Source organism: Pedobacter psychrodurus (genome assembly GCF_004331735.1).
GTDB classification, from domain to species: domain Bacteria; phylum Bacteroidota; class Bacteroidia; order Sphingobacteriales; family Sphingobacteriaceae; genus Pedobacter; species Pedobacter psychrodurus.
Genome location: NZ_SJSO01000013.1, coordinates 78,985 through 93,802 on the forward strand (window position 1 = coordinate 78,985; position 14,818 = coordinate 93,802).

General features: G+C 41.3%; 6 protein-coding genes. All 6 read left to right on the forward strand.

The features are described 5' to 3' along the window. The first annotated feature begins 26 nt into the window (after positions 1 to 26). Positions 27 to 818 carry an alpha/beta fold hydrolase gene (locus EZ456_RS15750; protein ID WP_131531734.1) on the forward strand — a complete coding sequence of 264 codons (792 nt, stop codon included), beginning with the start codon at positions 27 to 29 and terminating at the stop codon, positions 816 to 818. Positions 819 to 838: 20 nt separating this feature from the next. Next, positions 839 to 2,341, forward strand: a complete 1,503-nt coding sequence (locus EZ456_RS15755) for a sensor histidine kinase (RefSeq protein WP_131531735.1) — start codon at positions 839 to 841, stop codon at positions 2,339 to 2,341. 490 nt (positions 2,342 to 2,831) lie between these two features. Further along, a complete protein-coding gene (gene katG / locus EZ456_RS15760; protein WP_131531736.1) occupies positions 2,832 to 5,108 on the forward strand; it encodes a catalase/peroxidase HPI in 2,277 nt (758 codons plus the stop codon). A 1,023-nt stretch (positions 5,109 to 6,131) separates the two neighbouring features. Then, complete coding sequence (locus EZ456_RS15765; protein WP_131531737.1) at positions 6,132 to 9,332, forward strand: SusC/RagA family TonB-linked outer membrane protein; 3,201 nt, start codon at positions 6,132 to 6,134, stop codon at positions 9,330 to 9,332. Positions 9,333 to 9,358: 26 nt separating this feature from the next. Next, complete coding sequence (locus EZ456_RS15770; RefSeq protein WP_131531738.1) at positions 9,359 to 10,915, forward strand: RagB/SusD family nutrient uptake outer membrane protein; 1,557 nt, start codon at positions 9,359 to 9,361, stop codon at positions 10,913 to 10,915. A gap of 757 nt (positions 10,916 to 11,672) precedes the next feature. Further along, entirely contained in the window at positions 11,673 to 14,816 is a 3,144-nt protein-coding gene (locus EZ456_RS15775) for a SusC/RagA family TonB-linked outer membrane protein (protein ID WP_131531739.1), read from the forward strand. Positions 14,817 to 14,818: the final 2 nt, after the last annotated feature.

The window sequence follows — 14,818 nt, forward strand, 5'->3', positions numbered from 1 at the left end:
CTGCATTTCTCTTGACAAACTATTTTATGGATATTTTAAAACGAAACAATGTAAAAGTATTTGGCGAAGGCAATACGACGATGGTATTTGCCCATGGCTATGGATGCGACCAGAATGTATGGCAGGATATCATCAATACCTTTGCTACCGGTTACCGGGTAGTCAGCTTTGATTACGTCGGCGCTGGCCTATCTGATCTTTCCGCTTATGATCCCGCGCGCTACAGCACTCTTGAAGGATATACCCAGGATATCCTGGAGATCTATGAAGCGTTGGGACTGACCGATACAATCCTCGTAGCCCATTCGGTAAGCAGTATGATCGGTCTTCTGGCAGGTATTAAGCGCCCTGATTATTTCAGGAACATTGTTTTTGTAGGCCCCTCACCCCGTTATCTGAACGATGGTGAATATTTTGGTGGTTTTGAAAAGGAAGACCTGGATGGCCTGTTCGAGATGATGGACAACAATTACCTTGGATGGTCTAGAGCACTTGCGCCGTCGATTATGGGCAATGCCGAGCGGCCGGAACTTGGTGAACGCCTGACCAACAGTTTTTGTGCGACCGATCCGGAGATAGCCAAACAGTTTGCCAGGGTGACCTTTTTGTCGGATAACCGTGCCGATCTACCCCATTTGACTGTGCCGAGCCTGACCTTGCAATGTAGCAACGATATGATCGCACCGATTGCGGTAGGTGAGTACATGAACCGGAACATGCAGGGCAATACCCTTGTTGTTATGGATGCGACGGGCCACTGTCCTCATATGAGCGCACCTGGGGAAACGATCAAGGCGATCAAAGACTATCTTAACTAACCACGATAAATCCTAACAGCTTGGAGCAATCTACAAACGATGATTTTTTAAGGGCGCTAACCGACCCCGAGCTGCTGTATGAGAATGCGCCCTGCGGCTATCTTTCCTTTGCTGCAGATGGCAAGATCGTGAAGGTTAACCAAACCCTGATCTCCTGGCTGGGATTTTTCAGAGCAGAAGTGGTGGATAAACTGACCTTCAAAGACCTGGTATCAAAGGGTGGAAAAATCTATTATGAGATGTTTTATATGCCGCTATTGCGCATGCAGCCTATGGTGAACGAAATCAACTTTGATTTTATCAGGAAGGATGGTTCAGCCTTCCCTGCGCTGATCAATTCCAGTGTATTCCACAACTCGGAGGGCAAGGTAGTGGCGGTGAATGCAACTGTATACAACATTACCGACCGCAAAAAATACGAGAAAGAACTATTGGATGCCAAAAAACAGGCCGATTCCGAACGTAGCAAATTTGAACTGCTTGCAGACTTTACACCGGAAATAATCTTTACTGCGGAGCCCGATGGGGAGATCAGTTATGTCAACCGGCGTTTCACCTCTTTCTTTGGCCTGCCCGCAGGAGGGTTTAAAACCCGGGATGTGCTCAGCAAAGTCCATGCGCAGGATCAGTTTAAGTTAATCAGAAACTGGACTGCTGCTGTAATGGCAAAAGTGGACTTTCAGATGGAAATCAGGCTGCAGACACTAAATAGTGAATCCCACTGGCATATGGTACGTGCCCTTCCCATCATCTCCGCCACCGGAAATGTAGAGAAATGGATGGGTTCCTGCACGGACATCAATCAACATATCAAAGCGATCCAGCACCTGGATGAGTTTATCACGGTGGCCAGCCATGAACTGAAAACACCCATTACCAGTTTAAACGCCTCGCTGCAACTGATGGAAAGGATGGTGGAGGTGCAAGGTAATGCCAAGCTATCCACACTCATGTCTCAGGCTAACCGGAGCGTGCAGAAGGTGCGCCACCTGGTTGAAGACCTGTTGCATACCGGGAGCATCAAAGAAGGGCAAATTTCCTTACAGAAAAAAGTGTTCAGCATATCTGACTGGTTGGCTGGGAGCTGCGGACATGTTAAGCTTGAGGAAAAATTCAACTTGCATATCGCCCCATCAGGGATTATTTTTGTAGAGGGCGATGAGCAAAGAATCGATCAGGTTTTAGTGAATTTTGTGAACAATGCGATGAAATATGCACCAGGTTCTACTGATATCTATATTTCCGCTGAAATCCTGGGTGAAAGGGTAAAAATTTCTGTTCGGGATCTGGGGCAGGGTATTCCTGCCGATAAGCTTCCCTATCTGTTTGACCGCTATTACCGGGTCGATTATACAGGCGGCAGTGCCTCCGGACTCGGACTTGGGCTGTACATCTGTTCAGAAATTATCAGGCGGCACGGCGGGGAGATCGGTGTAGATAGCCATCTTGGGGAAGGCAGTACCTTTTGGTTCACTTTGCCACTTTTTAAACCTGATCTTGAATATCAGCGTAACATGAACTGACTGGAATACCATAACCATTGACCCCTCTTCGCCGAAGCCTGTTAGCCCTTTGCTTTTCTTTGAGAATAACATTGCCAATACGAAGCCATAAACATAGCCATTCCTACCAGCAGCATTCACCAAAAGCGCTGATTAGGAGGAACTGGAAACACAGGTGCTGCCTCCATTCAGTGCTAAGCCCAAAGCGATCAAATATTGGGTTCCCAAAAACCTTTAAATTTAAAACTTTTAAAAGTATCTCGATAAAATTGTATTAACTACTAATGGGGCATTTTAATTTTAAGAAAGAATTAATATCAGGTTAAATTTTAATTGATCCAAGCCCTGGCATCCTTCTAAATTGCTGATATAGAACAATAATAGATTCTAACTATTCCATTATAGAATTAAATGATTGTGATTAGTTGTTCCAATTTTCTAAATTTATAATAATCCTGTTTAACCTGTTACAACGGATTAGTATTTCACTAACAAAATAGCATATATATATATGGAAAAAGAATCGAACGATATTAGCAAGTGCCCGTTTCATAATGGCAGCATGAAAAGTAATGTAGGTGGTGGTGGTACCAGAAATGGCGACTGGTGGCCAAAGCAGTTAAAACTGGGTATTTTGCGTCAACATTCTAACTTATCCAATCCAATGGACGGCGAATTTAGTTATGCCGAAGCTTTTAAAAGTTTAGATTTAGCCGCATTAAAAGCAGACCTTCATGCACTGATGACCGATTCACAAGATTGGTGGCCAGCAGATTTTGGTCATTATGGAGGTTTATTTATCCGCATGGCATGGCACAGCGCCGGAACCTATAGAGTGGGCGATGGCCGTGGTGGTGCAGGTGCCGGGTTACAGCGTTTTGCACCGCTAAATAGCTGGCCAGACAATGTGAGCCTTGATAAAGCCCGCAGATTGCTTTGGCCAATTAAACAAAAATATGGCCGCAAAATTTCGTGGGCAGATTTAATGATCTTAACAGGAAATATCGCCTTAGAATCGATGGGTTTCAAAACCTTTGGCTTTGCTGGTGGGCGTGAGGATGTTTGGGAGGCAGATGAATCGGTATACTGGGGTTCCGAAACAACCTGGTTGGGAGGCGATCTTCGTTATGCACACGGTTCAGACGGAGCTAATAAAGCACATGGTGTAGTGGTTACTGATGATGATGCCGATGGTGATGTTCACTCCCGTAATTTAGAAAAACCACTTGCAGCAGTGCAAATGGGATTAATATATGTAAACCCTGAAGGACCGGATGGAAATCCAGACCCAATTCTTGCCGCTAAAGATATCCGCGATACTTTTGGTCGCATGGCCATGGATGATGAAGAAACGGTGGCATTAATTGCAGGTGGACACACTTTTGGTAAAACCCATGGTGCAGCTTCAGCAGATCATGTAGGCAAAGAACCTGAAGCCGCTGGTATCGAAAGCCAAGGTTTGGGATGGAACAACAGTTATGCTTCTGGTAAAGGTGCTGATGCCATTACGAGTGGATTAGAAGTAACCTGGACCACAACGCCAACGCAATGGAGCAATAATTTTTTCGAAAACCTGTTTGGATTTGAATGGGAATTATCGAAAAGCCCTGCTGGTGCACATCAGTGGAAAGCTATAAACGCAGCGGCCATTATTCCTGATGCATTTGATGGATCAAAAAAACATTTGCCAACTATGCTTACTACCGATCTTTCTTTAAGATTTGATCCGGCTTATGAAAAAATATCAAGACGTTTCTTAGAAAACCCTGATCAGTTTGCTGATGCATTTGCAAGGGCATGGTTTAAATTAACCCATCGCGATATGGGACCTTTGGCGCGTTACCTGGGACCAGATGTGCCACAGGAAGAATTGCTTTGGCAAGATCCAATACCTGCTGTTAACCATGCATTGATCAACGAAAGTGATATTGCAGCATTAAAAGCAAAAGTATTGGCCTCAGGATTGACTGTTACTGAACTGGTTTCTACCGCCTGGGCTTCGGCTTCTACTTTCCGTGGTTCTGATAAGCGTGGTGGTGCTAATGGTGCACGGATCCGTTTGGCACCACAAAAAGATTGGGCCGTTAACAATCCTCCACAATTGCAAAAAGTATTGGGCGTATTAGAGGGGATTCAAAAAGAATTTAATGGTGTACAAGTTGAAGGCAAAAAGGTTTCCTTAGCCGATTTAATTGTACTGGCAGGCACTGCCGCAGTAGAAAAAGCTGCCGCCACTGCCGGACATTCAGTTACAGTTCCTTTTACGCCAGGCCGTATGGATGCTTCGCAAGCACAAACCGATGTAGAATCTTTCGGTTATTTAGAGCCAGCAGCAGACGGTTTCCGTAACTACCGTAAATCAAATTCTTCTGTTCCTACAGAAGAATTCCTGATTGATAAAGCCCAGTTGCTTAATTTAACAGCACCTGAGTTAACGGTGTTAGTAGGCGGTTTACGTGCTCTCGATACCAATTTCGACGGTTCAAAAAATGGTGTTTTAACCGAAAAGCCTGGTCAGTTAACTAACGATTTCTTTGTGAACCTGTTGGATATGGAAACCGTATGGAAAGCTATTGCTGAAGATAAAGAACTTTATATTGGAAGCAGCCGTTCTACTGGTCAGCCAAAATGGACAGCAACCCGTGCTGATCTGGTATTTGGTTCGAATGCAGAATTAAGAGCAATTGCAGAGGTATATGCAAGTACAGATGCTCAGCACAAATTTGTAAAAGACTTTGTGGCCGCCTGGAATAAAGTAATGAATTTAGATCGTTTTGATTTGAATTAATCTGAGGGTACAAAACTATTTTCATCAAGGCATCGCAAATCGCGATGCCTTTTTTAGTATAGGGCAAGTATAGGACAATTTGGAAGCCTATCAGTTCGAACGGGGTTGGTTCGGGGTTAGTTCGGACTTCAGACAGCGTTGTGACAATTGTATCCGAACAAACTCCGTTTTGAAATTGTATAAACTGCTGCTTAATAGCTTAAATGTCTTTTCAGGAAATTGTCTTTTGCCTTGGGAGGGTTTGAGAATGGTAGTTTGAGCGGCTTCTATTTTTCTTGAATAACCCAAATACAAAAAAATATTAAAGATTTTTTTTATTTATTAAAAACAAATCTCAATCTTATTTGTCTTTTATTTTCATTAGTTTGTTTGGTTTAGTTTTATTGGTGGATGCTAATAAGACAAAATAATTGGCCTCATAGAAATATGGGGCTTTCTCGTTTATTTACGGCAATAGTCCATTACACCACAATTGGAAATAGCAATGCTGATAAAAGTTATTGATCAGAAAACTGATGTCCTTTCTTTTGAAAAAAACTAAAATTTTTTACCCAATTCTTAAAAATAGACTTAAGTAGGTGAGGGATAATGAATTTCAGCTAAGCTGTTTTTTATTTATCCAAAATATTTATCCAAAAATTTTAGTGCCTGTAAAAGTAATCATACTGTAATCGGATTTGTACGATCGAGTATTTCTAATTACCAAAATAATATTCTTGATTTTGTGATAAAATATTTAATATTGATTTGATAAATCGTTTTATCAACAACCGAATATGAAGATGAGCTTAGGTACATTTACTCGCCATGGTGCGGTATATGTCTGTGTAGTTTATTTGCGTGTAGTTTTTAACTTTTCTAAAAATACGATCTCCCATCACGCAATTGCTTTTAACTCAAAGCCTTCAGATTAGAAATGATTATTTGCTGTCGATTGTTTTTATTGAATAATCGATAAAACGTTTTAGCTATTAGCAGTTGAATTATATATTATTAACTAACCATTTACTAAACCTAAAACCGATGAAAATCAATCTACTAAAGATTTCAGGGCTTTCCGTGCTTTTTTTGCTCAATAGCCCTGCTTTTTCAATGAATCCGGTTGCTGAAAAATCCGAGGGGTTTTCCGAGCTAAATATGCCTTTAATGCATATTCAAAACCGAAAAGTAATTACAGGAACCGTATTAGATGAAAAAAACATGCCTATTCCAGGAGTTGGCATCAAAAACATTTCTTCAGGTAAAACTGCTGTAACTGATGAAGCTGGTAAATTCAGCATTGAAGCCAATCCGAATGACGTGATCCGTTTTTCTTATATAGGCTATCAAAATAAAGATGTTACAGTAGGCAACGAAGCTAACATTAGCGTTAAAATGACACCTGCCGAAGCCAATAAGTTAGATGAAATAGTGGTAATTGGTTATGGATCGGTGAAAAAAACAGACCTTACGGGTTCTGTTGGTGTGGTAAAAGCCAGCGAACTACAAGAACGTCCGTCCTCATCGCTAAACCAGGCACTTGCGGGCCGTATCTCCGGCGTACAGGTAAACACCAACTCCGGTAGGCCCGGCGGTCAAACGAATATTAAAATCCGTGGATTTAGCTCAATCAATACCAGTAACAACCCGCTTTATGTGGTAGATGGTGTGGCTTTGCCAGTGGGGTCGCAAACGCAGAATAGTAATGCTATCGATTACATTAACCCCAGCGATATTGCTTCGGTAGAGGTGTTAAAAGATGCTTCTTCAACGGCCATATATGGTGCAAGGGGTGCAAACGGGGTAATTTTAATCACCACCAAAAAAGGAACAGCAAATACCCAACGCATTACTTATGATGCTGATTTTGGTGTAAATACATTGGCAGCACACCACGTTAAGATGCTTGATGCCTTCGAGTATGTTAAAGTGCAGGATCTGGCCTACGAGAATATTAAAGTTTACGATCCGGTAGGATGGGCAGCAGGAAATTATGCATCCACACCCGTTCCAAAAGCAGCCAGAATTGCTTTACCTCAGTTTTTCAATAGCAATGGAAATCCATTATACAACACCGATTGGTTAAAGGAATCTACACAGAACAAACTTTCGCAAAATCACCAGCTGGGTTTTACAGGTGGAAATGAAAATAGTACCTATGGCGTTTTTGCAGGTTATCGAGATGACCAGGGACTTTTGCTAAACTCTTATTTAAAACGTTATTCGGGCAGATTCAATTTCGATAGTAAAATTAAATCCTGGTTAAAAGTAGGCGGTAATTTGAGTTACAATAACCAGGATGAAAACATAGTTGATCAGGGAACAGGCGGTTTAAATTCTGTCCGCATGATTACTGAAGCATTTCCTTTTTTACCAATTAAACTGGCAGATGGTAAATGGGGCGATAATAAATTGATTCCATGGGCCGAAGGTGGCTCTAACCCGGTGCACATCTTAACGGATCAAAAATATGGCATGATCACTCAAACTGCCTTGGGAAGCATTTACTCTACCATTAGTTTTAACAAAGACCTGGAGTTCCGTACCCAGTTAGGTGCCAATATTGTGAGCCGTAACATTAATGAGTATAATGCCAAACAATTATATGGTATATCTGATGGACAGAATGGAACAGCCAACGTAACCAATGATAGGGAAACCTTCTGGTCATTAGAAAACTATTTAACCTATAACAAACGTTTTGCCGAATCGCATGCCATTAATGCGTTATTGGGTATTTCTTGGCAGGCCACCAATTTCTTTAGCAATACCAGCCATGCCGAGAATTTTGTAACCGATTTTTACGGGAACAATAATATGGGTTCTGGAAGTAAATCGATTACGGTTGGTTCTAGCCGTAACAGATCCGCTTTTAACTCTTATTTTGGAAGATTAAACTATGCTTTTAAGGATAAATACCTGGTTACTTTTACAGGTAGGGTGGATGGATCATCCAAATTTGGAGATAACCATAAATTTGCATTTTTCCCTTCAGCGGCACTGGCTTGGAAAGCTTCAGATGAAGATTTTCTTAAAGGAAACAAAACCATTTCTAATTTGAAATTAAGAACCAGTTATGGTTTAAGTGGTAATTCGGAACTTCCTGCTTACCAATCTTTAGCTACATTGGTTAATAACGCTGCCATTATTAATGATAGTAGGGTAACTGGTATAGGTATAGGCCGTTTGGCAAATCCAGATTTGGTTTGGGAAAAAACAGCACAATATGATGCTGGTTTAGAGTTAGGCTTATTTAATAACCGGATTAATTTAGAGGCCGATCTTTATTACAGAAAAACAACCGATATGTTATTGGATGCACCTGTACCACGTACCACAGGATACTCGGTGATCAGGAAAAATATAGGGTCTATGCAGAATAAAGGTTTAGATTTAGGTATCAATACGGTAAACGTACAAACTGATAATTTTACCTGGAAAACCAGTTTTAACATCTCCCTAAATCGTAACAAAGTACTTTCTTTGGCCACTCCTGATGATATTTTTGGTGTGGGTAATCCGAATTTTACCAATCAAACTGGTATTATCAGAGTTGGTGAGCCTGTGGGTTCATTCTGGGGGCTCGTACGTTTAGGAACCTGGAGCGAGGCCGAAAGGGCAGAAGCAGCTAAATATGTAAGTTATCGTGGTGGTAAAACTTTACTTCCGGGCGATATTAAATATTTGGATGTAAACGGTGATCATGCCATTACAGATGCCGACCGTCAGATTATTGGTAATGGAACGCCAAAAGGCTGGGGATCATTTGGCAACTCGTTCCGCTATAAAAACTTAGAGCTGATTGTAGAACTTCAATATTCTTATGGTAATGATGTGTTGAATATGACCCATCACTCGGGTGAAGACAGACAGGTACAGGCCAATAGTTTTGCCAGCGTATTAAATGCCTGGACCCCTCAAAACCAGAATACACCGATTGCTGCAATCAGGGATCAATCTGCCGGATATGTAACCAATGTAGATACCCACTGGTTAGAAGACGGTTCTTTCATCCGTGGAAAAAACCTTTTACTCGGTTATACTTTTGATAAAACACTTGTTGAAAAATTACGCTTAAGCAAACTCCGCGTTTACGCGTCTGTTCAGAATTTCTTCCTGGCCACCAAGTACACGGGTAATGATCCTGAGGTAACTACTTATGGAAATGCATTTGCGCAGGGACAAACATTTTTCGATTATCCAAAGCCAACTACTTTCATGGTAGGCTTAAACATTGGATTATAAATATTAACTAAAGAAAGGATATCAAAATGAAAATAAATATAAAAAATATCGCTGCTTTGTTGTTGCTAAGCGGTGCTATAATCGGGAACTCGGGATGTAAGAAGTTTTTAGATGAAACAGATCCCACCAATCTTTCGCCCAATAGTTTTTATACTTTACCAGAACATGCAGAAGCAGGTATTGCCGCTGTTTATGCAGAGATCAGGTTTATTGGAAACGGTGCTGGTATTTACTCCAACAACTGGCAGATGCTTGATGCACCAACCGGGATACAATCTACCGAAACAGCACAGAACTCCGATCTGAACAATTTGTATTCGTTAATCTATGACGGAACAAACCTGCACGTTAACCAAACCTGGAACGGATTTTATAAAGTAATTGCGCAAACCAACCTGGTGTTGGATAAAGTTCCGGGCATTAACCCGATGGATAATGCACAGAAAAAAAGGATTTTAGGCGAGGCTGCTTTCATCAGGGCCTGGGCTTATTTCTACCTGGTACGTTTATGGGGCGATGTGCCTTTGATTACAAAACCCATTACCAGCCCTAACGATCCTAATTTTTCTCCTTCCCGTACGCCACAAGAACAGGTTTACAAACTGATTGTTGATGATCTGGTTGCTGCAGAAGCGGCTGGTTTGCCTTTTATGGATGCAAGTGGACGTGTTTCTACAGCAGCAATTAAATCAGAACTGGCAAAAGTATATTTAACCATGGCCGGACAACCCCTTAACAAAGGAGCTGCATATTATAAATTAGCTGCAGATAAGGCCAAAGAGGTAATCGATTATTCAACCGGGAATCCGGCAACACTTGGTTTGTTTCCAAGTTATGGAGCCCTGCACGATGCGAAGAATGATAATAAAATGGAGCATTTATTCGGAATCCAGTACAATGATGCTGCCGGTTCCGGTAACCCTTTACAGTCGTCGTACCTACCATTGCACCAGCCCTTGGTTTCTAAAATTGATGGAATTGGAACTTCTATTCCAACCGCTAGTTTTTATGGCTCGTATGAGGCAGGAGATTTAAGGGCTAAAAACAGAGAAGGTTATTTCTTTACCGATTATTATACCGATGGATTTAAAATGCCGCTGGTTAACCGTGGTAAACCTTATGTTTTCAAACACTTTGATCTGATTGCAAATGGAACACTGGGGGTAGAAGGCACCAGCAGGAGCGACCTGAATATTCCACAGATCCGTTATGCCGAAACATTACTGATTTATGCCGAAGCACAAAACAGGGCAGATGGTAGTCCGAATGTTGCTGCCTATGCTGCGGTAAATACCGTGCGAAAAAGAGCTCAATTGACTGATCTTGCAGGTTTGAGCCAAACACAGTTTGAAGAAGCTGTATGGAGAGAACGCTGGCACGAGCTATGTTACGAAGGCATTAGCTGGTTTGATATGGTGAGGTTGCGTAAAGTGTACAACGAAACCACTAATGGTTTTGATAATTTTGTTGGCCACATTAATAAAAGTGTAAACCAACCTTTGCAAACCAAACATTTATTGTTTCCGATTCCTACTTCAGAAATCAAAAATAACCCTAACCTGACACCAAATCCAGGTTATTAAACTGAAAATTTCAATAAGAAAATGGTGCCGAAAATATTTTCAGGCACCATTTTTTTGTTTAGAGGGGTTTAATGAACGTTTCGTCATTCTCGCGCAGGCGGGAATCTTAAAGCTTATTGCATTACGATTCCCAATCAACCCGATAGCTTTCGGGTTGGGAATGACGATTCCACGCAATAAATAATCCCGTAGGATAACAAACGTGTAGGCATTCCGTGTGCTGAGCGCCTCCGTAGCTAACTATTAAGAATACGCTAATAAGATATTTGTGCTCATCTGTGGTTAAATACACAAAAAAGATCCTTCGACTCCGCTCAAGATGACAGACGATTGAGTGTTTTGTAATCTCTGAGCTTCCGTGGCTAATTACTAAAAAACACACTAATAAGATCTGTTTTTATCTGTTCCATCTGTGGTTAATGAAGCCAATGAAGTATAAACCCGAAATTAATTACATCGTTGTAAATCCAATCTGATGCAGATTTTGGGCTTATTCGGATTATAGTTTTTTACATCTCGCACCACAGATTTTTATATTAGATAAAATAAGTCTAACCAAATCATCTATGTTCAAGAGTCAACCAATATACCCACATGCCGGTATTATTCATTTTTTCTCTGGCTAATATTTCTTTCAATTTCAGCAGCCAATTTGCCATTTAACTTATTGTGATCTGAAGTTTTACAGATAAGCATTTGGCAGGTTCTTATCATGATAAGGGTCATTTAACAGATAATCATTAACTAAAATATAAATATGAGTAAAATTTACAACCAAAGAGGAGTATTGCTATACCTTAAGCGCATCGGTGCGGGTAAAGCAAAAATTTTAGCGGTTTTGCTTCTGGCGCTGTTCGGGAGTTTTAGCGCTTTTGCCCAAACCGCCATTGTGGGTACCATTAAAGATAACAAAGGCATAACACTTCCAGGTGTAAGTGTAAGGATAAAAAATACGTCGGTTGGCACCTTAACCGATGCTGCGGGTAAGTATATCATAAAAGCTCCCGATGGCAATCAAACATTAATTTTCACCTTTATCGGCTTTACTACGCAAGAAGTTGCCCTAAATGGTCGTACCACCATTAATATTACGATGGATGACGGTGCGCAAGGCCTTAACGATGTCGTGGTAATTGGCTATGGAACTGCACAGAAAAAAGATGTTACCGGTGCTGTTTCGAGCATTAAAGCTGCGCAATTGGAAAACGAAAATCCAAATAGTGTTACCGATATCCTTCGTGGTAACATCCCAGGCTTAAGTGTTGGTTTTAACAATAGTGCTAAAGGTGGAGGAGATCTGCTTGTGCGCGGAAAAACTACGCTTACAGGTACTACAACACCGTTGATTGTGTTAGATGGGGTTATTTTTATCGGTCAGCTGTCTGATATTAACCCTAACGATATCGAATCGGTCGATGTGCTTAAGGACGCCAGTTCACTTGCGGTTTACGGTGCTAAAGCGGCAACAGGTGTGGTAGCCATTACCACTAAAAAAGGAAAAAGCGGCGCGCCAACCATTACGGTAAATACAAACTTTGGGATGGCTACCCTGGCTCAAGATCAACCTGTGTATGATGGCCCGGGTTTTCTAAACTGGCGTGCCGATGTACAGCGCAGTGGGGGGGTAAATCCACCTTACATCTACAATGATCCAAATAATTTACCGGAAGGAGTAACGCTTACCCAGTGGTTAAATGGGCAAACCACCACCAACCCAACTGATCTTTGGTTAAGCCGTCTTGGTCTTTTGGCTAACGAGAAGGCCAATTATCTTGCAGGAAAAACAACAGATTGGTACGATATGCTTTTTGTTACCGGACAACGCCAGGATCATACCCTAAGCCTTAGCGGGAAAAAAGAGGAGGTTTCCTATTACATGTCCTTAGGCTACCTTAAAAATGAAAGCATTATTGCAGGTGGAGGTTTCAGTACTTTCCGTACCCGGTTAAACCTGGAAGGAAAAGCGGCTAAGTTTTTAACCCTTGGCATGAATCTGCAATTTGCCGATCGTGATGAGGGTGCTATTGAAGCGCAGTTCTCGCAACTGCCAGATTTATCTCCTTACGGCGATTTTTATAATGCAGACGGTTCTTTAAGAAGGATCCCTACCGATGATAATGGCCTCAATGCCCGTAATCCTTTTCTTGACCGAACTTATAATTCGAGGTTGCAAAAACAAAGCACTTTATTCGGTAGTCTTTATGCCAAAGTGCAATTGCCTTTTGGTATTACTTATCAAGCTAATTTTAGTCCGGGTTTAGATCAGTACCGCACCTTTAATCACCAATCTTCTAAAAATCCAAATGTAACCATACCGGGTGGTTCGGCATCGAGGGCCCAGGAAACCAGGTACAACTGGCAGCTGGATAACCTTTTAAAATGGAACCGAACTATAGCAACAGATCATAACATTGATGTAACGCTATTGGTTAATGCCGAAAAATACTCTACGTGGTACACCTTTGCAAGTAATGAGGGCTTTGCCCCAACCGATGTATTGGGTTTTCATAACATTCAAAGCGGTAACAAACCTACCGTAAGCAGCGATGATAAAGTATATACAGGAGATGCACTATTGGCCAGGGTAAATTATTCATACAAAGGCAGGTATGCTTTAACGGGCTCTGTCCGTAGAGATGGATACTCTGCTTTTGGAGCCTCAAAAAAACGTGCTAATTTTCCAGCAGCAGCAGTGGCCTGGACAGTAAGTGAAGAAAGCTTTTTGAAATCGGTTAAATGGATCGACTTTTTAAAACTGCGCTTATCTTATGGTATCAATGGAAATAGAGAAATCAGGGATGTTAACAACGTAATTGATCCTTATGTTGCTATCCAGACTTTAACCGGAGGTAAGTATCAATCGGTTAGCGGCAGTGGTACACCAGGAGAGGTAAATACGGTTGTAAACAGCTCGCGTTTGGGCAATCCAAACCTGGAGTGGGAAAAGACAAAGTCATTAAATCTTGGTTTGGATTTTGGATTTTTGAACAATAGAATCAACGGATCTATTGAACTTTATGATAAGAAAACATCAGATCTTTTAATCGGTCAGTCTTTATCATCCGTATCGGGTTATGCAAATGTTATTGCCAATTTAGGCCGTGTAAATAACAGGGGTTTTGAGTTGAGTATCACCAGTAAAAACTTTACTGGCGGAAATATCACTTGGAGCACTTCTGCAAACCTTTCACTTAACCGCAATAAAATTGTTGGCCTGGCCACACCAAATGATGATCCGGGTAACGGATGGTTTATCGGTAAAGACATCGATGTAATTTGGGAGTATAAAATTTTAGGGGTATGGCAGGAAAATGAAGTAGCAGAAGCTAATAAATTTAACAAAGGAATTAAACCGGGCGATTTTAAATTATTGGATGTAGATGGGAATTATGTTTACAACGATCTGGATAAACAGTTTATAGGCTACAAAAGTCCAAGGTTCAATTGGTCGTTCCGCAACGATTTTAATATCTATAAAAATTTCGATTTTTCATTCCAGTTCATATCAAGCTGGGGCCAGCTTAGGGCCGATAACCAAACCAAAAACCAGCCAGGAAGTGTAGGCTTTGGGCGATCGAGCTCTTATGTTGTATCTTATTGGACACCAGGTAATCCTATTAATGATTATGCCCGCCTAAACTCGGGTTTAAGTGGGGTAAGTTTTAATGCTTATCGTAAAAGCTCGTTCATAAGGTTAAATACCATTGCGCTTGCTTACAGCCTGCCAAAAGATTTTCTGGGCAAACTCAGGGTACAGAACGCAAAAATATATGCCAATGTAAGTAATGCAGGTGTATATGCGCCAAACTGGAACCAATGGGACCCGCAAACTGCAGATAATAACGGAAATCCTGTTCCAACACCAAGAGTTTACACTTTCGGACTGAATGTTACCCTTTAAAA